Below are 19,755 nucleotides of genomic sequence, written 5' to 3'. Positions count from 1 at the left end.
CTGTATCGTTATCGTCCATCGACCGCGGTTGGTACCGGAACGAGGCGGTTTCAGCACGGCCGGCAGGCGAACCGGCATGTGCGCGTCGAGCGGGCGACCTTCGTGAGAAAGCCCCGCGGCAACGTCGCGACCAGCGTGTTTGCGGGGAATGTATCACAGCGGCCGTCGCGGATTTTCCGGGTTGGCGCGGTATCGCGGCGTGCACCTTCCGGTGTCGCCGCGCGGCTTTTTGCACGGTCATGCTTTTTATTGGTGAATGCCGTGCGTGCTTTCGTCTGAATAGATCGACGCGTGATCGGACGTGAAATTGTCGTAAAGCGACGTGCGCCCGATGCGGTTTGGCGCAAAACGCGACGCGATATGCGCTGCGCTGCTGCGCACAAGTCCGACGCGCGATGCCCGCCGTTGCTGGCCGTCCGCGTATTGCGCCGCCGCAATCGGGTGGCGCCGCGTGCCGCGGCCCGCCGGGCGGGGCTGGAGGCCGTGTCGTATTTGCGCAAGCGTTTGTCGTAATTCGTCGGCAGGTCGGGGTTTTTTCTGGCAACTATGTAGGCACGCTATGACAAGCGAGAGTCCCCGCTACACGAGGAGAAGGTTTCGATGGATGCCCCCAAGGTCGTGGTCGAAGGTCTGTGCAAGGTGTTTGGAAGCAACCCGCAGCAGGCGCTCGACATGCTCGCCGCCGGCGCGACGAAGGACGATGTGCTCAAGCGCACCGGTCAGGTCGTCGGCGTGCACAACGTCTCCTTCGATGTGCAGGAAGGCGAAATTTTTGTGCTGATGGGCCTGTCGGGCTCCGGCAAGTCCACGCTGATCCGCCTCGTGAACCGGCTGGTCGATCCCAGCGCCGGCAAGGTGATGATCGACGGGCTCGACGTCGCGTCGGCGCGCCGCTCGGCGCTGACCGCGCTGCGCCGCAAGGACATGAGCATGGTGTTCCAGTCGTTCGCGCTGATGCCGCATCGTTCCGTGGTGTCGAATGCCGCATTCGGCCTGGAAGTCGCGGGCGTCGGCAAGAAGGAACGCGAGCGCCGCGCGATGGAAGTGCTCGAGCAGGTCGGCCTCGCGCCGTTCGCGCACAAGCTGCCGTCCGAGCTGTCGGGCGGGATGCAGCAGCGCGTCGGCCTCGCCCGCGCGCTGGCCGTGAACCCGTCGCTGATGATCATGGACGAGGCGTTCTCCGCGCTCGATCCGCTCAAGCGCCGGGAAATGCAGGATGTGCTGCTGCAACTGCAGAAGGAACAGCGCCGCACGATCATGTTCGTGTCGCACGATCTGGAGGAAGCGCTGCGCATCGGCAACCGCATCGCGATCATGGAAGGTGGTCGGCTCGTGCAGGTCGGTACGCCGCAGGACATCATCGCGAACCCGGCCGACGATTACGTGCGCGCGTTCTTCGACGGTATCGACACCAGCCGCTACCTGACGGCCGGCGACCTGATGCAGACGGGCGCCGTGCCGATCGTGTCGAAGTGCGATGCCGCGAACGTCGCGGCGACGCTGAACGGCAGCGCCGAATACGCGTTCGTGCTCGACGCCGAACGCAAGATCCGCGGCTTCGTCACGCGCGATGCGCTCGGCCAGGCCACGCCGTCCGTGCGGCCGATCGAAAGCATCCGGCGCGATGCGTCGCTCGAACATGTCGTCGCGCGTGTGGTCGCGAGCCCGAATGCGCTGCCGGTCGTCGACGACGACGGCTGCTACTGCGGCTCGGTCGATCGTGCGCTCATCCTGAAGGCCATCACGCGTTCGCGAGGCTCCCATGTCTGAAATGATTCCGCTCGGTACCTGGGTTGACCAGTCCGTTCATTACCTGCTCGACCACGACGCCAAGACGTTCGATGCGATCGGTCAGGCGATCGAGGGGCTCGCGGCATTCGTCGAGCACAGTCTGCAGGCGATCCCGATGTGGATGATGATGGCGATCTTCATCGGCGTCGGGCTGTGGCGGGTGGGCTGGCGCTTTGCGCTGTTCACCACCGCGTCGCTGCTGCTGATCTTCGCGACGGGCTTCTGGGATCAGACCGTCATCACGCTCGGCCTCACGCTGTCGTCGACGATCATCAGCCTCGTGCTCGGGATCCCGCTCGGCATCTGGGCCGCGAAGAGCAAGTGGGTCGCCGCAACCGTGCGCCCGATTCTCGACCTGATGCAGACGATGCCCGCGTTCGTTTACCTGATTCCGGCCGCGATGCTGTTCGGTCTCGGCCGCGTGCCGGGGATCCTGTCGACGGTGATCTTCGCGATGCCGCCGGCGGTGCGCCTGACGAGCCTCGGTATCCGCCACGTGAACCGCGAGATCGTCGAAGCCGGCCAGGCCTTCGGCTGCACGCCGTGGCAGTTGCTGTACAAGGTGCAGTTCCCGAATGCGCTGCCGTCGATCATGCAGGGCGTGAACCAGACGATCATGATGGCGCTGTCGATGGTGATCATCGCGTCGATGGTCGGCGCGGGTGGCCTCGGCAACGACGTGCTCGCCAGTATCCAGCGCCTCGACATCGGGCTCGGTTTCGAAAGCGGTCTGTCGGTCGTGCTGCTCGCGATCATTCTCGACCGCATCACCGAAAGCTTCGGCCGTGCGCCGGGCACCGTGAAAGCGCCGCTGTTCTCGGGCCTCAAGCAGCTGTTTCGCGTGAAGGCAGCACCCGCACAGGCCTGACCTCCGGCGGCTGGCGCAACCCGGCCGCTCACCACGAATACAAATAATGGCTTCCGCGGCTTCGGCCGCGGGGCTGGCCCCCTGCAACCTCCTCGAGGGTCTGTTTCCAGATGGAACGCACATGCGAATGCCCGAAATCGCTCGCAGGGCAAGAAGTGAGGAGCGCCGTTTGGCCGAGCCAAACAAGCGACGAGCGACGCCGCCATGCGGGCGATTTCGGGCATTCCCGTGACATGAACTTTTTAATTTGGGGTTGCCACGAGAACGGCCGCTCGCCGCGTTGCGCTCCTTGCGAATACGTCAGTATTCGCGGCGTCACACGCCTCGCGAGCGGCCGTTCTCGTGGCAACGCATGCGCGTTCCATCTGGAAACAGACCCTAGGAGACCGATGTGACGTCCGCCGTCGCTGTCGCGCCCGCCGCCTGCGTTTCACCGGTTTCGTCCCTCGCCCATTTCGGCTTCCTGACGCTGCCGAACTTCTCGATGATCGCGTTTTCGAGCGCCGTCGAAGTGCTTCGGATGGCGAACTACGTCGGGCGTGCGGATCACTACCAGTGGTCGATCTACTCGCTCGACGGGAGTCCGGTGCACGCCAGCAACGGCATCGCGGTACGGCCCACGCAGGCGCTCGACTACACGAACCTGCCCGACGTGATGATCGTGTGCGGCGGCATCCGTATCCGCGACGTGGTCGACGAGGGCGCGCGCGATACGCTCGCGGCGTTGTCCGAGCGCGGGCTGCCGCTCGGCGGCATCTGCACGGGCGCGTATGCGCTGATGTCGAGCGGGCTGCTCGACGGCTATCGCTGCACCGTGCACTGGGAGAACCTGTCCGCGCTGCATTCTGAGTTTCCGCAGGTCGGTTTCGCCGACGAGCTGTTCGTCGTCGACCGCGACCGGCTGACCTGCACTGGCGGCACCGCGCCGCTCGACCTGATGCTGAACCTCGTCGGCATGCGGTTCGGCCAGCAGCTGGCCGCGCAGGTTTCCGAGCAGTTCATCCTGGAGCGCATCCGCAGTTCGACCGATACGCAGCCGATTCCGGTCGACGCGCGCGTCGGCTTCTCGCGTGCGGAGCTGATCGAGGTCGTGCGGCTGATGGAGGCGAACATCGAGGAACCGCTGTCGCTCGAGGAACTCGCGCGGCTCGTGCGGCTGTCGCAACGGCATCTTCAGCGCATGTTCAAGGTGTACCTGAACGTGTCGCCGACCCACTATTACCTGACGCTGCGCCTGAAGCGCGCGCGCGACCTGCTGCGCACGACCGACGCATCGATCGCGAGCGTGACGACGGTCTGCGGTTTTCATTCGCCGTGCCATTTCAGCAAGGCCTACCGTGCGCAGTTCGGCCATGCGCCGAGCTACGAGCGCCGGTTGCCGGGGCGCTGACCGACCCTATGGTCCGCGACGCCGCCGGGATCGCGGCGCGCGGCTTCAATAAAACGATCCCGCATTCAAGCAAACGACATCACTTTGAGGAGAAGCAAGATGAAGCGCCTATTGATCGCAGCGGTGTGCGGGGTCGGGATAACCGCGCCGATGTCGGCCGTGTATGCGGCCGATCCGCCCGTGTGCAAGAACGTGCGCTTCGCGGATGTCGGCTGGTCCGACATCGCGGCGACCACGGGCCTCGCATCGACGATGCTGCAGGGGCTCGGCTACAGCCCGACGAAGACGATCGCATCGGTACCGATCACGTTCGCCGGTATCAAGAGCAAGCAGATCGACGTGTTCCTCGGCTACTGGTCGCCGACGATGGACCCGATCATCCAGCCGTTCACGAAGGCCGGCACGATCAAGGTGCTCTCGACGCCGAACCTGACCGGCGCGAAATACACGCTCGCGGTGCCCGATTACGTGTACCAGGGCGGCCTGAAGTCGTTCGCGGACATCCAGAAGTACGCGGACAAGCTCAACGGCAAGATCTACGGGATCGAACCGGGCAACGACGGCAACCTGCTGATCAAGAAGATGATCGACGGCAACCAGTTCGGCCTCGGGAAGTTCAAGATGGTCGAGTCGAGCGAGGCCGGGATGCTGGTCGAGGTGAATCGCGCGATCCGCGACAAGCAGTGGATCGTGTTCCTTGGGTGGGAACCGCATCCGATGAACGTGCAGATGAAGATCGACTACCTGACCGGTGGTGACGACGTGTTCGGCCCGAACTACGGCGAAGCGAAGGTGCTGACGGCGACGCCGCCCGACTACTCGCAGCGCTGCCCGAACGTCGCGAAGTTCGTGTCGAACCTTCAGTTCACGACGACGATCGAGAACCACGTGATGATGCCGATCATGAACAAGGAAGATCCGAACAAGGCGGCGGCCGAGTGGCTGAAGGCGAACCCGCAGGCACTCGACAAGTGGCTTGCCGGCGTGACGACGCTCGACGGCAAGCCGGGCCTGCCGGCGGTGAAGGCTTATCTCGGCGTGCATTGAGCGACGTGCACCGGGCTTCACGGTCCTGACCGGAAGCCTGACGTGCCTTTGAGCCGGCGGAAGCAGGACGTACATCCTGCTTCCGCCGGCTTTTTGCATTCGGCTGCACGCATGGCCCGACGGCGAGCGGACGATACGCTAGACTGCTCGATCCCGATCGAGGAGGCGGTCATGATCCGCAGCACGCGCGATGTATCCGGATGGCGGCAGGAAGACAGCAGGTGGCTGAGCCGCGCGTCCACTCGTGTCGCCGCAGGCGGCAACCGGATGATGCAACACCCCGGCGGTTCTTTCGCATGAAGCGCATCGAGCAAGTGGTGCTCGCCGCCGATCTCGCGGGCACGATGGTGTTCGCGATCGAAGGCGCCAATGCGGCGATCGGTGCCGGACTCGACCTGTTCGGGGTCGTGGTGTTGTCGCTCGTCGTCGCGCTCGGCGGCGGCGTGATCCGCGATCTGCTGATCGGCGCACGGCCGCCGAGTGCCGTGAGCGACTGGCGCTATCCGGCGCTCGCGTTCGCTTCAGGGCTGGTCGCGTTCGTGTTTCATGAGCGGGTCGCCGCGTTTTCTCCGTCGCTGCTCACGGCGCTCGATGCGGCCGGCCTGGCGTTGTTCGCGGTTGCGGGCGCGGTGAAGGCGCTCGAATTCCGGGTTCATCCGTTCATTGCGACGCTGATGGGCGCCGTGACCGGTTGCGGCGGCGGCATCGTGCGCGATGTCCTGCTCGCGCGGGTGCCGGTCGTCCTGGTCACGGATATTTATGCGAGCGCGGCGCTGCTCGGCGCGGTGTGCGTTGTGTCGTGCAGGCGGCTCGGTTGTCCGCCGATCGCCGCGGCCGTGCTGGGCGGCGTCGCGTGCTTTGCTCTGCGGATGGCGGCGGTGCGCTTCGGCTGGCAATTGCCGAAAATTGCCACGGGCGTGTGAGCGTTCGGCTCACGACCCCTTCGTCGCCGCCGGCACGTCGAACACCCGATCGAACGCCCATTGGAACACGAACGCGTAGCAGAAGAAGAACGCAAACAGCCCGATGTCGACGACGAACGCGTCGAGCCACGAGATGTCGAGCCACCACGATACGACGGGCACCAGGATGAAAATCAGCCCGCCTTCGAATCCGGTCGCGTGCAGGATCCGCCGCCCGAGCGTGCGTGACGGCTGCCGACGCGACGCTTCCCAGCGCTCGAACAGTGCGTTGAAGATCATGTTCCACAGCATCGCGATCGCCGACATCGTCGCCGATAGCGCGCCCGAATAGACGAGGTCCTGCCTGAAGATCGCCGCGATCACGGGCGAGATGCAGGAAATTGCGATCGCTTCGTAGAGCACCGCCTGCGTGATCCTGCGCGGTAGGCCTTGCACGTTGTTGCTCCGGTTCGTCGTCACGCGCCGCGACACCGTGCCGCGACGTCCCGCAAGGCTATCCGCGTTGCACGCACGCTTCAATTCACCTAATCTCACCCCGATTCAATTGAATTCAACCCGGCCGCATCCGGCCCGCGAGGCCCCGTGTTCTCGAAAATTCCCCTGACCGCATTGCGTGTATTCGAGTCGTCGGCGCGGCTCGGCGCATTCAAGGCCGCCGCGGATGAACTGTCCGTGACGCCGGCCGCCGTGTCGCACCAGATCAAGTCGCTCGAAAGCCGGCTCGGTGTGCTGCTGTTCGAGCGCGGTGCGAGCGGTGTGCGGCTCACGGAGGAGGGCGAGCGCCTGTTTCGCGCGAGTCACGATGCGCTGCTCACATTGAGCCGCGGGCTCGATGCGGTGCGGCCTGAGTCGACCGGCGAGCGCACCCTCGTGCTGACCACCACGCCCGCGTTCGCCGCGATGTGGCTGATTCCGCGCCTCGGCCGGTTTCGTCGCATCGATCCGCACCTGCACATCAAGGTCGAGACCGGTAACACGCTTGCCGATCTCGAACGCGATGCGCGGATCGATCTTGCGATTCGCGCGACGTCGCGCACATTTCCGGCGCTGCACGAGATTGCGCTGATCGACGAGTATTTCGGCGCGTATGCGGCTGCCGGGTTCGACGCGCATCGCGCGAACGAGCCGCTGGACCTGATCGAGACCGTTTGGGATACGCCGCTGCCCGTGTCGGTCGACTGGGCGTCGTGGTGCCGCGCGGCCGGTCGCGACGCGTGGCTCGAGCGCGCGGTATTTCGCCACTACGACGACGAACATTACGCGTTGCAGGCGGTGCTGCACGGGCAGGGCATCGCGCTCCTCAGCTCCGTGCTGGCCGCCGAGCATGTCGCCCAGGGGGTGTTGATACCGATCGAGCCGGCGGTGCGGATTGACGGCGCGCACTTCGTCGCGCTGTGCCGGCCGGGGCGGGAGCGGGAGCCGCAGGTCAGGTCGTTTCTCGACTGGCTCGAGGCGGAGATTGCGCAGACGCGGGAGGCGGTGGCGCGGATGGGGACGGGCGTTGAGCGGTAAAGCGGGCCGTGCGCGCGGTGCGCGAACCGGCCCGCTTGCACACCATCACCCGAACCGCACACAGTAAACCGGCGGCAAATGCGCCGACACCAGCCGCCAGTTTTCCCCACCGTCGTCGGACGTCCATAACGCGCCGGTCGTCGACGCCATCGCGAGGCGCGTGCCCGAATCGTCCACCGCGAGGCCGTGCCGATACACGAGGTCGTAGGCCGGCGCAGGCGGCAACCCGTTCGTGAATTGCTCGAAACTGCGCCCGCCGTCGCGCGTGCGCGTGACCACGAACCGGCCGTTCACCGGAATCCGGCATGCGTCTTTCACGGCCGGCACGAACCACGCGGTATCCGGCTCACGCGGATGCACGGCCACCGCGAAACCGAAGCTCGAAGGCTGCGCCTCGATCCGACGCCAGTGTTCGGCGCCGTCGGTCGAGCGGAAGATCGCGCAGTGATGCTGCGTCCACAGCACGTCCGGGTCGGCCGCGCACTGCACGACGCGGTGCGGGTCCTGCATGTTCGGGTCACCGCGCCGCTCGGGCGGCATGTAGTCGGCTTCCATGCCGTCGGCGGTCACTCGCCACGTCGCGCCGCCGTCGGCCGTCTGCCAGACGCCGCCGCACGAGATGCCGATCGTCACGTGCCGGCTGTCGCGCGGGTCGACCATCACCGAATGGATGCCCGGCGCATCGTATCCGCCGCCGCCCCATTCGGCGCGTTCCGGGCGATCCCACAATGCCCGGTTGAGCACCCACGCACTGCCGCCGTCGTCCGAGCGGAACAGCCCGCCGGGAATCGTGCCGGCCCACAGCACGCCCGGCTCGTCGGCGCCGCCGGCTTCGAGCGACCAGATCTGCTGGAGTGTCCACGGTGGGGGCGGCGGGCCGGGAGGCGCGTCGTCCGCGTCGGCGGTGCCGGCATTCACGCGGGCATCGGCGGGCGGGGCGTCGGCGGGTTGCGGCGGATAGACGGGCACCGCGCATTCTTCCCAGTCGGCGGCGCCGGCGCGCCTGCGGTGCAGCTTGACGCCGAAATGACCGAGGTTCAGCGCCGCATACAGCGTGCCGTCGCGCGGGTCGGCGAGCGCCATGCTGACGGGCTCGCCGGCGAAGTGCGGCTCACCGAGCGTCCAGCTGCCGCAGCGGTCGGGCTGCAGGACGAACAGGCCCTTGCGGGTGGCGACGAGCAGTCGATCGTTCATGTGGGATGTCTCCTGATGGCCCGACCTCGCGTTCCGGCACCGGATCGGGGCTGATGCATGTGTCCCCTTATCCGCCCGTCAGCGCCTGTACGACATAGACCCGGCTGGCGTCGCCGAGCACATCGGACAGGCGTTGCCGGTCGCGTATCGGCTGGCCGTCGATGAATACCGACAGGTGTTTTCGCAGCGCGCCCTGGTCGTCGAGGATGTAGCCGCGCAGCCGCGGCTGCTCGCCGAAAACGGTGTCGAATGCTTCGCCGAGCGTGTGAGCGTCGATTTCGCGCTCGGGCGTTTGGATATGCCGCTGGATCGAGGCGGCGAAGAAGAGGTGCGCCATGGCGGTGGCTGGCAGGAGCCGCGCGGAGGGGACGGTCTGTAGTTTAGGCGATCCGTCCGGCGTTTCAGGGCGGGGTCGAAAGATAGAGGCGCGGACAACACGATCGCCGCGCCCATTCGACAGGATTCGGCGAATCGGCAACAATCATGCCGCGACCGTGGCTGCATGCCTGTCCTGACCGGTAGGTCGCCTGACGGTGACGAAACACGCTCCAATTGACTGCAGGAAATATCCGTCATGTCACGACTGGCCCTATCGATCGTCGCGCCTGCCGTCGACGACATTCTCGCGGGACGCAAGCAGGTCGAAATCCGGTCCTGGGCGCCGCCGACGATTCCGTTGACCGACCTCGTGCTGGTGCAGAACACGATCTATCTGCGCCAGGACGGGCAGGAAGATCCGGATGGCATTGCGCTCGCGCGGGTCGACGTCGTGGGCGTGCATGACTGGACGCCCGACGAAGCGCGCTTGCAAGACAAGCAATGGTGTGCCGGATACGTGTGCTGGGAACTGACGAACGTGCGAGCGATCGCCTCGCCATTCCGATGCGCAGCGAAACGCGGAGTCTATGCGCTGGAGACCGCGCGGTGTCATGCATCCTGACACCCGCGCACGGAAACGACGGAGCCATCGGTGAGGTTTGCCGGGCAGATATCGTGCAGTCGTACTACGCGTACTTGTCGCCCACCGCCGCCCTGACCGGATGCGTGTCGTAGACGATGACCATGCGCTCGACGCGTCCGCTGTCGTCGAATTCGAACACGTCGACACATTCGAACTGCACTGCCGAGCCGTCCTTGAGCCCCCAGTCGTACACGAAGTAACCGGTTGCCCGTGGTGCGCCGGTCGCGCTGACGCAGATGTCGATCGCCGTGATCCGGCTTTGTCCGGATGCCGAAACGACCTTTTCGAAGAACGGTGTCGGCTGCATCCAGCCGAGAAACGGAGAAAAAATCCGTGCATCCGGCGTGAACAGCGCGCAGATCGCGGCGACGTCGCCGCGCTCGAGCGCCTTCAGGTAAGTGTCGACCTGCCGCGTGTATAGTGCCTTCGACGACGAGACCATTCTCTTTCTCCGCTGATGGTTGACGAGCCGGGCCGCGACAGGCGATGCGGATCCGGCGCAATCACGATAGCGACGCACCGATGTCCGAACAATCGAAAAATCCGCAACCCGGGCATGCGGCCCGTGCATACCCGCTGGCCGAACTCACGCGGGCGCTGCCGCCATTGACGGCGTTTCAGGCTTTCGTCGCCGCTGCCGAACTGGGCAGCTTCAGCCGGGCCGCCGATCATCTGTGCAGAACCCAGGGCGCAGTGAGCCGTTAGGTGCAGCAACTGGAAGTGCATTACGGGTGTGCGCTGTTCGTGCGTCATGCGTCGGGGCTGACGCTGACCGCGGAAGGCGGCGCGTTGCTGACGGTGGCCGTCGACGTGCTGACGCAGCTGGCACGCCACGCGGAGGCCCATGCCGGCGTCGCGCCGGTTCTCACGCTGCGGTTGCCGTCGACCTTCGCGATCCGCTGGCTGCTGCCGCGTCTCCCGGCGCTCAATCGCGCGCTGCCGCAGACCGAGCTGCGGATCCAGACGTCGGCGGACGACACGCCGGATTTCGCCGGAACGGACGTCGACGCGATCGTTGTACGCGGGGCCGGGCACTGGGCCGGCATGGTGTCGGTTCCGCTGTTTGCAGAAAGGCTGACGCCGATGTGTACCGGCACGCTGGCCGCTTCATTGAAATCGAACGCCGACCTCGCGCACGCCACGTTGCTTCACCCTGCTCCCGGGCATGAAGAGTGGCGCTGCTGGCTCGCTGCCGTCGGCGCGACGCAGGTCGACCCGGAAACCGGGCTCGTACTGGACACGCTCGAGCTGGCGCTCACCGCCGCCGAACAGGGGCACGGCGTGGCGATCGGTGACCCGCGCATGGCCCGGGACCGGCTTGCCGCCGGGACGCTGGTTGCACCCTTTGGTGACGTCGTGGACAACGGTCTCGGCTATTTTCTCGTGTACCCGTCGCCGCGTGCGATGCAACCCAGGATTCGCGCGCTGACGTCGATCCTGACGGCGCTGGCACAGGACGATTCGCCGAGCATGGCTTGACGGGAAGACGCGGCGGGCACACGTACTAAACCGGAATCGATCGCCCGCGCATCCTGATCCCGAGCCGCACGACGCCGATCACCGCATTCGACAGCCACGTGAGCAGGCGCGGCATCCCGCGCCGGCGGATATCGAGCAGCAGCACGATCCGCACGGCGTCGCTGTCGTTCCACACCTCGTGCATGAACGTGTCGTCCCACAGCAGGAAACGTCCTTCCTCGAGCCGGTATTCGTGGCCGTCGACCTTCAGCACGGCGGCCGGTGTACCGTCCGCGCGCTTCGGCATCGACAGCACGAGATAGCCGCGCAGGATGCCGCGAAACGGCCCGCGATGCGGGGGAATGTGCTTGCCGGGCGCGAGGAACGACAGCGATGCGGACAGCACGTCCGGCGACGCCGCGACGATCGACGCGACGGTCGGGCAGCGCGACAGGTTGCGCGGGAACGGCTGGCCATACGCCTGCATGATGAACATCCGCCAGTCGCGAGCGTCGTTGGCCGAGATGTCGTACTGCTCGCGCATGATCTCGTGAAAGCGCGGGATGCGCGGCATGTCGCGCGCCACGGCGAATGCCTCTGCCTGGATGTCGGTCCACGCACGGACGAAACGCTCTGCATCGGGAAACACGGCCGTGTCGAGCACCGCGCCGCCGTCGATATGGCGGTCGTACAGCGTGCGCAGCAGGCCGGCAACATAGTCGTAGGCGACGGACATGATCGATCGATGGGCGATCCGTAAGGAGTGACGTCAGTCTGCACGAAGCGCGGCGGGCGCTGCGTTACGTCAGGTTACGCCGGCTGACGAAACAATGACAGTTTCATGAACGTCCGTCCCGGGCGCTCCCGGTGCTCGAGAAGCGGTTTGATCCGGGCTGCACGACGCGCGGGAATAAACGCACGCGCTCCGTCGTCATACGGGTGTAGCACGTCGTCTCGTTGACTTCTCAAGGAGTGGAACATGAACACGCATTGGCTGGTGGCCGCCGCCGTGGCGGCGATTTCTCTCGCGGGTATCGCGACGCAAGCGTCGGCACAGGAACTGACACGCGCGCAGGTCAGGCAGGAACTGATCGACGCCGAAAACAACGGGCTGCGCTTCGTGACCGATACGTCGTATCCGGACGTGAGCCCGCTGTTCCAGCGGCAGGCCGAACAGATGCCGGAGCATCAGGCCAGCACGGCGGTCGGCAGCGATCCGGCCGCGTCATCCGCGGCGGGTAAGCCGGCGACGATGTCGCCGCGCCAGGGTTCTGCCGCATGCGTCGGCCCCGCGAGCTTCTGCACGATCTATTTCGGAAGCTGACGCGCCCGCCTGCGTTCGCAGGTCAGGCATTCAAGGCATTCAACAAGGTTGATCGATACGGAACATTGAAGGAGTTCATGATGAAAACATATATCGCAGTACTGACGATGATCGGTGCGATCGTCGGTCAGTCGGCCTTCGCGCAATCGGCCGCGCCGCTGACGCGTGCACAGGTTCGCGACGAATTGATCCGCCTGGAAGCAGCGGGGTATGACCCGGCGAAAGGGGACGACGGCGAGTATCCGGCGGACATCCAGGCGGCGGAAGCGAAGCTCGCCGAGCAAGACCGGGCGAGGATGGCGGCTGCCGCAGCGCATGCACCGGCCCCCGCTGCGCCGGCGCAGACCAGCAACTAGGTGCCGATATGGTCTTGTGTGACTTCAGGCCGTCGTGTTCGCGGCACGGCAGTACGGCAGCCCTTCGTGCCGCTCGACGCGGCAGAAGAGCGCCGGCAGTGCTGCCCGTCATCGCGCGCCGCTTCGCGCGGCGTCGCGATCATCTTATCGGCCGCGTGCGATGAACCGGAACGAAGAAGGTATCGGTATCGGCGGCCACCCGGTTCATGCGCGCGATGGCATGCGGTGCCGCCAACGTGTCGATCACCAGGGCATCATGCGCTGCGTGACCTGATCGCGCAGCACGAAGCGGTGCGCCAGCGCGGCAGCGACGTGCAGGCAGATACCGGCGAACAGCGCCCATGCGAGGATGCCGTGCACGTCGCCCATCGCATGGCCGAAGCTGGAGCCGGCCGCCGACAGCGCGGGCAACGGCACGACCCCGAGCAGCGTCACGCCCCATGCGCGCGACGACGCGTTGATCCAGCCGAGCAGCGGCACCGCGATCAGCAGCGCGTAGAGCGCCAAATGCGTTGCGCCCGACAGGGCACGCATCGCGGGCGGCAGGTCACTCGCGGGCGGGCGATGCGTCACGCGCCACAACACGCGGCAAGCCATCGCGGCGAGCAGTGCGGTTCCCACGAGGAGGTGCGCGGCGATCAGGCCGATGGGCTGCGTATCGCGATGCACGTCCGGCATCGTCCAGCCGATCGCATATTGCGCGATGACCAGCGCGACGATCAACCAGTGAAGCAAGCGCGCAACGGTGTCATAACGGGCGGGCGTGGACATGAAGACTCCTGCGTACGACGGGGACGGTGTCGGTTGGATGGATTCTAAGGTCCCTTTCTTAACGAAACGTTAAGCAGGCGTCGCCACAATCGTTCTCCGCTGGATTTCAGCTTTTCCTGATCCTGATCCACGCGACCTTTCGAATCTTTCAGATCGATACCGGTCGTCCGCACGGGAGACTCTTTCACCATGGCATCTTCGATGATCGAGCGATGGCGCGCCTATTTGCAGATCGCCGCACTGGCCGGTATGTTCATTCAGTGTTTCGTGCTGGTGTCGTTGCTTGCATGGCGCGTACCCGAAGCATTTTTCACCACGATGACGTTTCGCATCTGGGCCGTCGTCGCGGTTGCCACCGCGATCCTTTCGGCCCGAAAGCTTGCCGACGCGGCATTCAAGGCCGCCGTTGCATGCGGCTGCGTGCGCGTGACAGGAATCGATCGCCGCACGGTAGTAGTGTCATCTGATTGCGCGTATCGTCGCTTGGTCGTCCTTCACATCCGGCTCCACGGGAATCGATACGGCGGCGCGCACGGGTGAACGGCGAGCGCGCGGCTGCTCCCGGGTGTCGTGGTCGTACGGGTCACCACTGGGGAGAAGCATGGTTTTGCTGCATGTGCTGCGCGCGCTGGCCGAGGCAATGTCGATCGTCTGCGGGCTGGGCGTATTGCTGGGCATTGCATACACGATCACGGCCAGCGTGCTGGTCGGCCGGTTCTTTTCCCGGGCGGCGGCCCAGCCGCGCGACTATCCGGGCGTTACCGTCGCGAAGCCGCTGCACGGCGACGAGTGGCAACTCGTACAGCATCTCGAAAGCTTCTTCGTGCAGAATTATCCGGGCCCGGTCCAGCACCTGTTCGGCGTGCACGATGCGAACGACAAAGCGCTCGCCGCCGTCGAGACGCTGCGCGCGCGTTACCCTGACGCGAACATCAAGGTCGTCGCCGACGCGCGGCTGTACGGGCCGAACCGCAAGATCGCGAATCTCGTGAACATGCTCGAACACGCGGAGTATTCGGTGCTCTGTCTCGCCGACAGCGACGTGCTGGTCGAGCACGATTATTTGCGCGCGGTCGTCGGCGCGCTACAGCAGCCCGATGTCGGCATCGTGACGAGCGTGTATCGCGGCATTGCATCGCCGGGCTTCTGGCCCGGTGTCGCCGTCGCGATGACGAACTACCATTTCCTGCCGGGCGTGATCACCGGGCTCTTCATCGGGCGCGCACGGCCATGCTTTGGCCAGACGATTGCGATCACGCGCGCGACGCTCGAACGCATCGGCGGACTCACGCGTTTCGCGCATCACCTGGCCGAGGATCACGCGCTGGGCGAAGCGGTGCGGCAGGTGGGCGCGCAGGTCGTCATTCCGCCGTTCGTCGTCGGGCATGCGTGCGTCGAGGAGACGTTCGCGAAGCTGTACGCACACGAATTGCGCTGGAGCTGCACGATCCGCGCGGCGGACCGGCTCGGTCATGCGGGCTCGGTGCTGATGCACCCGCTGCCGCTCGCGCTGCTGGCGCTGCTGTTCTCCGGCGGCACGGCGGCCGCGTGCGGGCTGGCGGCCGCGGCGCTCGCCGCGCGGGTGCTGCTGATGCTGAAGACGAGCCGGGCGACCGGCGCGGGCCTGCGCGGCGCGATCTGGCTGCCGTTCGTCGATCTTCTGCAATTCTTCGTGTTCGTGTCGAGCTTCTTCTCGTCGCATGTCGTGTGGCGCGGCACGCGCTTTCGCGTCGACCGGGAAGGCCTGCTGTCGCCGGCGAGCGAATCATGACGACACCGACGAACCCCGGCGCCGATACCGCGGAACGAAATGCCGCGCGGGGCGACGCGCGGCTGCGCCATGTGGGGCAGGTGGCGGCGTTGGGCGGGCTCGCGCTCGCCGTGTGGCTGATCTGGCACGAACATCCGATGGAAATCCTGCATCGCCTGCAGATCGCCGGGGCGGGGCTGTTGCTCGCGGCGCTGGCGCACATCCTGCCGATGCTTGCGAATGCGTGGGACTGGCGGATGCTGATCCGCGGCCCGCGCCGCCCGTCGTTCGCGACGATGCTGAAGCTCGTGTGGATCCGCGAATCGATCAACGGGTTGTTGCCGGTCGCGCGGATCGGCGGCGAGATCGTGTCGTTCGGCCTGCTGCGTCAGGCGGGCGTGCGGCCGGCGACCGTCGTGGCCAGCCTCGTCGCCGACATGCAGCTGACGCTGATCAGCCAGCTCGTGTTCGCGCTGGTCGCGATCGGCTACGTGCTCGAGCACGTGTCGTCCGATGCCGCGCGGGTGGCCGGCAACCTCGCGATCGGCATGGCCGCGCTGGTGCCGGTGCTGCTGCTGTTCGCGCTGGTGCAGCATGCGCGGCCGTTCGAACGCGCGATGCGCGTGCTCAACCGCATCACGAGCGGCAAGGTGGTGGCGCTGGTCGGCGAATCGGCGCGTACCGATCAGTCGATCCGGATGATCTGGAGAAAGACCGGCATCGTCGTGCGTTATCTCCTGATCTGGCAGACGCTGCAGTTCGTCGGCTACGCGCTGGAAATCTGGCTGGCGCTGTATTTTCTCGGCGCGGAGCCGACCTTCGCGCAGGCGCTCGCGATCGAGGCGCTGATCCAGCTCGTGAGCAGCATCGCGTTTTTGATGCCGGGTGGCCTCGGTGTGCAGGAGGGCGGGTTCGTGCTGATCGGCGGGCTGCTCGGGTTCGACCCGCCGACCTGTCTCGCACTGGCCGGCGCCCGCCGCGTGCGCGACCTGCTGTTCTATCTGCCGGGCCTGCTCGCGTGGCAGTGGGCGGCCGGGACGGCGAACCGGACGGGCGGAACGAAACGCGCGTCGTTGCCGATCGGGGAATCCGCCCGGCCGCATTGACGCGACCGGGGAACCCGTGCCCGCGCGGCGGGCGGTGCGGGAATCAGCGCGGTTCGTCGGCCAGATGGCTGCGGATCACGTCCGCGAACGACGTGTCGCCCTTCAGCCCGAGCGCTTCCGCGCGCGACGTATCCCAACGGCCAGGCCAGCTGCCGACGATCTTCTCGACGCGCTCGTCCGGTACATGGCGGATCAGCTTCACGACTTCGTCGCCCGCGACTTCGCGCAGCGCCGCGATCATTTCGTCGACCGATACCGACAGGCCAGGCAGGTTGATTACCCGTTTGTTGCCGAGCTTCGCGCCGTCGATCTCGCAGCCCTCGACGAGCGCTTCGATCGCGCCGCGCGGCGACAGCAGCCACAGCCGCGTCGAACCCGGCACCGGGCACACGCTTTCCTCGCCGTTCAGCGGCTCGCGAATGATGCCGCTTGCGAACGACGACGCGGCCGCGTTCGGACGGCCCGGCCGCACGCTGATCGTCGGCAACCGCAGCACGCGGCCGTCGACGAAGCCGCGCCGCGCGTAGTCGCACAGCAGCAGCTCGGCGATCGCCTTCTCGGCGCCGTACGACGATTGCGGGTTCAGCGCGGTGTCGTCCTGCACGACGTCGGGCAGCGTGCCGCCATAGACCGCAACGGAGCTCGTGAACACGACGCGCGGCCGATGGCCACGCGCACGGCACACCTCGAGCAGCGTGCGCGACGCGTCGAGGTTGATCCGCATGCCGAGATCGAAATCGGCTTCGGCTTGCCCGCTGACGATCGCCGCGAGGTGGAAGATCGTGCCCGTCTGCGTGTCGATCGCGCTCTCGAGCACCGCGCGGTCGGCGATGTCGCCGACGATCGACTTCACGCGCGCGTCGCCGAAATCGCTGCCTGCGACGACGTCGAGCAGCACCAGCTCGTCGATCTTCTCGCCGCGGCCGTCGGGGCCGGTGAGTTCGCCGCGCTCGAGCAGCTTGCGCGCGAGACGCTGGCCGAGAAAGCCGGCGCCGCCGGTGATCAGTACTTTCATGTTCTATGCCCTCAAAGGAATGCGGGATTACAGGTACGGCTTGAGCCAGCCGAGCCCTTCGGACGTGCCGGCCTTCGGGCGGTACTCGCAGCCGATCCAGCCGTCGTAGCCGAGCGCGTCGATCAGCGCGAACAGATACGGGTAGTTGAGTTCGCCGATATCCGGCTCGTGGCGTTCGGGCACGCCCGCGATCTGGATATGGCCGATGCCCGCGAAATCACGCTTGAGCTTCATCGCGAGATCGCCTTCGACGATCTGGCAGTGGTAGCAGTCGAACTGCACTTTCAGGTTCGGCGCGCCGACTTCCGTGCAGATCGCCTGCGCGTCGTCCTGGCGGCTCAGGAAATAGCCGGGCATGTCGCGCTGGTTGATCGGCTCGATCAGGATCGTGATGCCCTGGGCGGCGGCGGCCTGCGTCGCATGCCGCAGGTTCGCCAGGTAGGTGTCGTGATGGCGTGCACGGTCGGCGCCCGGCGGCACCATGCCGGCCATCACGTGCAGCTTCTTGTTGCCGAGCACGCGCGCATAGTCGAGCGCGTGGTCGATACCGCGCCGGAACTCGTCCTCGCGGCCCGGCAGCGACGCGGTGCCGCGTTCGCCCGCGGCCCAGTCGCCGGGCGGCGCGTTGAACAGCGCCTGTTCGAGGTTGTGCGTGTCGAGGCGCGCGCGGATGTCTTCGGCGGCGAAGTCGTACGGGAACAGGTACTCGACGGCCTTGAAGCCGTCGTAGGCGGCAGCGGCGAAGCGTTCGAGGAACGCGTGCTCGGTGTACATCATCGAGAGGTTGGCGGCGAAGCGTGGCATGGCAGCGGGTCCTGTGAATGAATGGGGCGGGGCGCACGGCGCCCCGCGTCGAATGGCGGCCGATCCGGCAGATCAGCGGTTCACGAGTTTCGCGGGCGTGAGCCACACGGCGATCGCGCCGATCACGAGCATCGCGGCGAGCACGTACATGCCGGACGCCGTGCTATGGGTGGCGTCCTTCAGGTAGCCGATCACGTACGGGCTCGCGAAACCCGCGAGGTTGCCGACCGAGTTGATGATCGCGATCCCGGCCGCGGCCGCGGAGCCCGCGAGGAACGCGGTCGGCAGCGACCAGAACAGCGGTGCGCAGGTCAGCACGCCGCCCGCCGCGAGCGACAGGAACACGATCGACACCGCCGTATTGTGCGAGTACGACGCGGCAACCGCAAATCCGACCGCGCCCATCAGCGCCGGCACGATCAGGTGCCAGCGGCGTTCGCGGCGCTTGTCCGCGCTGTGGCCGAACAGGTTCATCACGACGATCGCGACGAGGAACGGAATCGCCGACAGCAGGCCGATCTGCAGCGTATCGGTGATGCCGGTCGATTTGACGAGCGTCGGCATCCAGAACGTGAGGCCATACTGGCCCGTGACGAACGCGAAGTAGATCAGCGACATCCACCACATGCGCGGGTCCGAGAACACGGCCTTCAAAGAATGGCCGTGCTGCTGCTGTTCCTGCGGCTGTGCGGCGATCTCGTCCTCCAGCAGCTGCTTCTCGCGCTCGTCGAGCCACTTCGCGCTGCGGATGCTGTTGTCGAGATACAGGATCGTCGCGATGCCGACGAGCACGGCCGGCACGGCTTCGATCATGAACATCCATTGCCAGCCGTGGAAGCCCGAGCCGCCGTGGAAGCGCTCCATGATCCAGCCCGACAGCGGGTTGCCGAAGATGCCCGACACGGGGATCGCGGACATGAACACCGCGATGATCTTCGCGCGGCGATGCGACGGGAACCAGTAGGTGAGGTACAGGATCACGCCGGGATAGAAGCCGGCTTCCGCAAGGCCGAGCAGGAAGCGCAGCACGTAGAACTGCGTCGGCGTCTGCACGAATGCGAACAGCGCGGACAGCAGGCCCCACGTGATCATGATCCGCGCGATCCAGATGCGTGCGCCGATGCGGTGCATCAGCAGGTTGCTTGGCAGTTCGAACAGAAAATAGCCCAGAAAGAAAATGCCGGCGCCGAGCCCGAACACGGTTTCGCTGAACGCGAGATCCTGCGACATCTGCAGCTTCGCGAAGCCGACATTCACGCGGTCGAGATACGCGACCACGTAGCAGAGCATCAGGAACGGCACGATGCGCCAGAACACTTTCTTGTAGGTGCGGTCGAGTTCCGCGGCATGGGCGGGCGCGGCGGGCGAGCGGCCAGCGGCCGCGTCGAGAGCAGTCATCGTCGTCTCCAGGATGTTGTTTGCCGGCGGCGCGTACGCCGCCGGATCATGTGTGTGCTGACGGAAGGGCCCGCGCACACGGCGGGC

At 66.3% G+C, this 19,755-nt stretch carries 20 protein-coding genes and 2 pseudogenes; 13 read left to right on the top strand and 9 right to left on the bottom strand.

The annotated features are described in order from the left end of the window. Nucleotides 1-318: 318 nt before the first annotated feature. The 5 genes and pseudogenes from BCO18175_RS13300 to BCO18175_RS13280 all read left to right on the top strand — a co-directional run. Nucleotides 319-1,770, top strand: a pseudogene (locus BCO18175_RS13300) (quaternary amine ABC transporter ATP-binding protein); the annotation flags it as partial. Continuing rightward, nucleotides 1,763-2,659, top strand: a complete 897-nt coding sequence (gene choW / locus BCO18175_RS13295; RefSeq protein ID WP_174981369.1) for a choline ABC transporter permease subunit — start codon at nt 1,763-1,765, stop codon at nt 2,657-2,659. The pseudogene BCO18175_RS13300 and the gene choW, both read left to right, overlap by 8 nt. Before the next feature lie 391 nt (nt 2,660-3,050). Next, entirely contained in the window at nt 3,051-4,049 is a 999-nt protein-coding gene (locus BCO18175_RS13290; RefSeq protein WP_174981366.1) for a GlxA family transcriptional regulator, read from the top strand. A gap of 99 nt (nt 4,050-4,148) precedes the next feature. After that, nucleotides 4,149-5,096, top strand: a complete 948-nt coding sequence (locus BCO18175_RS13285; RefSeq protein ID WP_174950513.1) for a choline ABC transporter substrate-binding protein — start codon at nt 4,149-4,151, stop codon at nt 5,094-5,096. 296 nt (nt 5,097-5,392) lie between these two features. Further along, a complete protein-coding gene (locus tag BCO18175_RS13280; RefSeq protein WP_174981363.1) occupies nt 5,393-6,019 on the top strand; it encodes a trimeric intracellular cation channel family protein in 627 nt (208 codons plus the stop codon). A gap of 9 nt (nt 6,020-6,028) precedes the next feature. Here the strand turns inward: BCO18175_RS13280 and BCO18175_RS13275 are convergent, their stop codons facing one another. Next, nucleotides 6,029-6,454: a PACE efflux transporter gene (locus BCO18175_RS13275; protein WP_174981360.1), complete on the bottom strand. Its 426-nt coding sequence runs from the start codon at nt 6,452-6,454 to the stop codon at nt 6,029-6,031. A 147-nt stretch (nt 6,455-6,601) separates the two neighbouring features. Here BCO18175_RS13275 and BCO18175_RS13270 point away from each other — a divergent pair, with 147 nt between their 5' ends. Continuing rightward, nucleotides 6,602-7,531, top strand: coding sequence for a LysR substrate-binding domain-containing protein (locus BCO18175_RS13270; protein ID WP_174981357.1), 930 nt, complete (start codon nt 6,602-6,604; stop codon nt 7,529-7,531). A 45-nt stretch (nt 7,532-7,576) separates the two neighbouring features. On the opposite strand, the gene BCO18175_RS13265 is transcribed toward BCO18175_RS13270, so the two are convergent. Beyond that, nucleotides 7,577-8,725 (bottom strand): WD40/YVTN/BNR-like repeat-containing protein, encoded by a 1,149-nt coding sequence (locus BCO18175_RS13265; protein ID WP_174981355.1) that lies wholly within the window; start codon nt 8,723-8,725, stop codon nt 7,577-7,579. 67 nt (nt 8,726-8,792) lie between these two features. Then, on the bottom strand, nt 8,793-9,062 hold the full coding sequence (locus tag BCO18175_RS13260; protein ID WP_174981437.1) for a MoaD/ThiS family protein: 270 nt from the start codon (nt 9,060-9,062) through the stop codon (nt 8,793-8,795). A gap of 237 nt (nt 9,063-9,299) precedes the next feature. Between BCO18175_RS13260 and BCO18175_RS13255 the strand changes: the two genes are divergently transcribed. Beyond that, a complete protein-coding gene (locus BCO18175_RS13255; RefSeq protein ID WP_174981352.1) occupies nt 9,300-9,665 on the top strand; it encodes an ASCH domain-containing protein in 366 nt (121 codons plus the stop codon). 64 nt (nt 9,666-9,729) lie between these two features. Here BCO18175_RS13255 and BCO18175_RS13250 read toward each other — a convergent pair whose 3' ends face one another. Beyond that, nucleotides 9,730-10,128 (bottom strand): nuclear transport factor 2 family protein, encoded by a 399-nt coding sequence (locus tag BCO18175_RS13250; protein ID WP_174981349.1) that lies wholly within the window; start codon nt 10,126-10,128, stop codon nt 9,730-9,732. Nucleotides 10,129-10,208: 80 nt separating this feature from the next. On the opposite strand from BCO18175_RS13250, the pseudogene BCO18175_RS13245 reads away from it, so the two are divergent. Beyond that, nucleotides 10,209-11,165, top strand: a pseudogene (locus tag BCO18175_RS13245) (LysR substrate-binding domain-containing protein). A gap of 25 nt (nt 11,166-11,190) precedes the next feature. Here the strand turns inward: BCO18175_RS13245 and BCO18175_RS13240 are convergent. Beyond that, complete coding sequence (locus BCO18175_RS13240; protein ID WP_174969835.1) at nt 11,191-11,880, bottom strand: aspartyl/asparaginyl beta-hydroxylase domain-containing protein; 690 nt, start codon at nt 11,878-11,880, stop codon at nt 11,191-11,193. A gap of 243 nt (nt 11,881-12,123) precedes the next feature. Between BCO18175_RS13240 and BCO18175_RS13235 the strand changes: the two genes are divergently transcribed. Together BCO18175_RS13235 and BCO18175_RS13230 are read left to right on the top strand one after the other, a co-directional pair. Next, complete coding sequence (locus tag BCO18175_RS13235; protein WP_174981347.1) at nt 12,124-12,468, top strand: DUF4148 domain-containing protein; 345 nt, start codon at nt 12,124-12,126, stop codon at nt 12,466-12,468. An 80-nt stretch (nt 12,469-12,548) separates the two neighbouring features. After that, nucleotides 12,549-12,824 (top strand): DUF4148 domain-containing protein, encoded by a 276-nt coding sequence (locus BCO18175_RS13230; protein WP_174981436.1) that lies wholly within the window; start codon nt 12,549-12,551, stop codon nt 12,822-12,824. A 243-nt stretch (nt 12,825-13,067) separates the two neighbouring features. Here BCO18175_RS13230 and BCO18175_RS13225 read toward each other — a convergent pair whose 3' ends face one another. Further along, the gene (locus BCO18175_RS13225) at nt 13,068-13,595 is read right to left on the bottom strand and encodes a cytochrome b (RefSeq protein WP_174981344.1); all 528 of its coding nucleotides are present in this window, start codon (nt 13,593-13,595) and stop codon (nt 13,068-13,070) included. A 189-nt stretch (nt 13,596-13,784) separates the two neighbouring features. Here BCO18175_RS13225 and BCO18175_RS13220 point away from each other — a divergent pair, with 189 nt between their 5' ends. From BCO18175_RS13220 to BCO18175_RS13210, 3 genes are all read left to right on the top strand, one after another. Continuing rightward, nucleotides 13,785-14,135: a hypothetical protein gene (locus tag BCO18175_RS13220; RefSeq protein WP_174969832.1), complete on the top strand. Its 351-nt coding sequence runs from the start codon at nt 13,785-13,787 to the stop codon at nt 14,133-14,135. Between the two features lie 61 nt (nt 14,136-14,196). After that, nucleotides 14,197-15,366 carry a bacteriohopanetetrol glucosamine biosynthesis glycosyltransferase HpnI gene (gene hpnI / locus BCO18175_RS13215; RefSeq protein ID WP_174981342.1) on the top strand — a complete coding sequence of 390 codons (1,170 nt, stop codon included), beginning with the start codon at nt 14,197-14,199 and terminating at the stop codon, nt 15,364-15,366. Then, a complete protein-coding gene (locus tag BCO18175_RS13210; protein ID WP_174981340.1) occupies nt 15,363-16,451 on the top strand; it encodes a lysylphosphatidylglycerol synthase domain-containing protein in 1,089 nt (362 codons plus the stop codon). The genes hpnI and BCO18175_RS13210 overlap by 4 nt, the downstream gene beginning before the upstream one ends. Before the next feature lie 43 nt (nt 16,452-16,494). Here the strand turns inward: BCO18175_RS13210 and denD are convergent, their stop codons facing one another. The 3 genes from denD to BCO18175_RS13195 form a co-directional block, all read right to left on the bottom strand. Beyond that, entirely contained in the window at nt 16,495-17,466 is a 972-nt protein-coding gene (gene denD, locus BCO18175_RS13205; protein WP_174981337.1) for a D-erythronate dehydrogenase, read from the bottom strand. A gap of 27 nt (nt 17,467-17,493) precedes the next feature. After that, entirely contained in the window at nt 17,494-18,270 is a 777-nt protein-coding gene (gene otnI / locus BCO18175_RS13200) for a 2-oxo-tetronate isomerase (protein ID WP_174981334.1), read from the bottom strand. Nucleotides 18,271-18,342: 72 nt separating this feature from the next. Beyond that, entirely contained in the window at nt 18,343-19,668 is a 1,326-nt protein-coding gene (locus BCO18175_RS13195; RefSeq protein ID WP_174981331.1) for an MFS transporter, read from the bottom strand. Between the last annotated feature and the right edge of the window lie 87 nt (nt 19,669-19,755).

It is taken from the genome of Burkholderia lata, from assembly GCF_902499335.1.
GTDB lineage: Bacteria > Pseudomonadota > Gammaproteobacteria > Burkholderiales > Burkholderiaceae > Burkholderia > Burkholderia lata_B.
This window is presented reverse-complemented; position numbering and strand designations above follow the sequence as displayed.

Bases quoted from the DNA above. Each gene is read 5' to 3' on its own strand.
- denD (WP_174981337.1), bottom strand. From the start codon at position 17,466: ATGAAAGTACTGATCACCGGCGGCGCCGGCTTTCTCGGCCAGCGTCTC.
- BCO18175_RS13280 (WP_174981363.1), top strand. From the start codon at position 5,393: ATGAAGCGCATCGAGCAAGTGGTGCTCGCCGCCGATCTCGCGGGCACG.
- BCO18175_RS13260 (WP_174981437.1), bottom strand. From the start codon at position 9,062: ATGGCGCACCTCTTCTTCGCCGCCTCGATCCAGCGGCATATCCAAACG.
- BCO18175_RS13255 (WP_174981352.1), top strand. From the start codon at position 9,300: ATGTCACGACTGGCCCTATCGATCGTCGCGCCTGCCGTCGACGACATT.
- hpnI (WP_174981342.1), top strand. From the start codon at position 14,197: ATGGTTTTGCTGCATGTGCTGCGCGCGCTGGCCGAGGCAATGTCGATC.
- BCO18175_RS13230 (WP_174981436.1), top strand. From the start codon at position 12,549: ATGAAAACATATATCGCAGTACTGACGATGATCGGTGCGATCGTCGGT.
- BCO18175_RS13225 (WP_174981344.1), bottom strand. From the start codon at position 13,595: ATGTCCACGCCCGCCCGTTATGACACCGTTGCGCGCTTGCTTCACTGG.
- BCO18175_RS13285 (WP_174950513.1), top strand. From the start codon at position 4,149: ATGAAGCGCCTATTGATCGCAGCGGTGTGCGGGGTCGGGATAACCGCG.
- BCO18175_RS13210 (WP_174981340.1), top strand. From the start codon at position 15,363: ATGACGACACCGACGAACCCCGGCGCCGATACCGCGGAACGAAATGCC.
- BCO18175_RS13265 (WP_174981355.1), bottom strand. From the start codon at position 8,725: ATGAACGATCGACTGCTCGTCGCCACCCGCAAGGGCCTGTTCGTCCTG.
- choW (WP_174981369.1), top strand. From the start codon at position 1,763: ATGTCTGAAATGATTCCGCTCGGTACCTGGGTTGACCAGTCCGTTCAT.
- BCO18175_RS13220 (WP_174969832.1), top strand. From the start codon at position 13,785: ATGGCATCTTCGATGATCGAGCGATGGCGCGCCTATTTGCAGATCGCC.
- BCO18175_RS13235 (WP_174981347.1), top strand. From the start codon at position 12,124: ATGAACACGCATTGGCTGGTGGCCGCCGCCGTGGCGGCGATTTCTCTC.
- BCO18175_RS13240 (WP_174969835.1), bottom strand. From the start codon at position 11,880: ATGTCCGTCGCCTACGACTATGTTGCCGGCCTGCTGCGCACGCTGTAC.
- BCO18175_RS13195 (WP_174981331.1), bottom strand. From the start codon at position 19,668: ATGACTGCTCTCGACGCGGCCGCTGGCCGCTCGCCCGCCGCGCCCGCC.
- otnI (WP_174981334.1), bottom strand. From the start codon at position 18,270: ATGCCACGCTTCGCCGCCAACCTCTCGATGATGTACACCGAGCACGCG.
- BCO18175_RS13250 (WP_174981349.1), bottom strand. From the start codon at position 10,128: ATGGTCTCGTCGTCGAAGGCACTATACACGCGGCAGGTCGACACTTAC.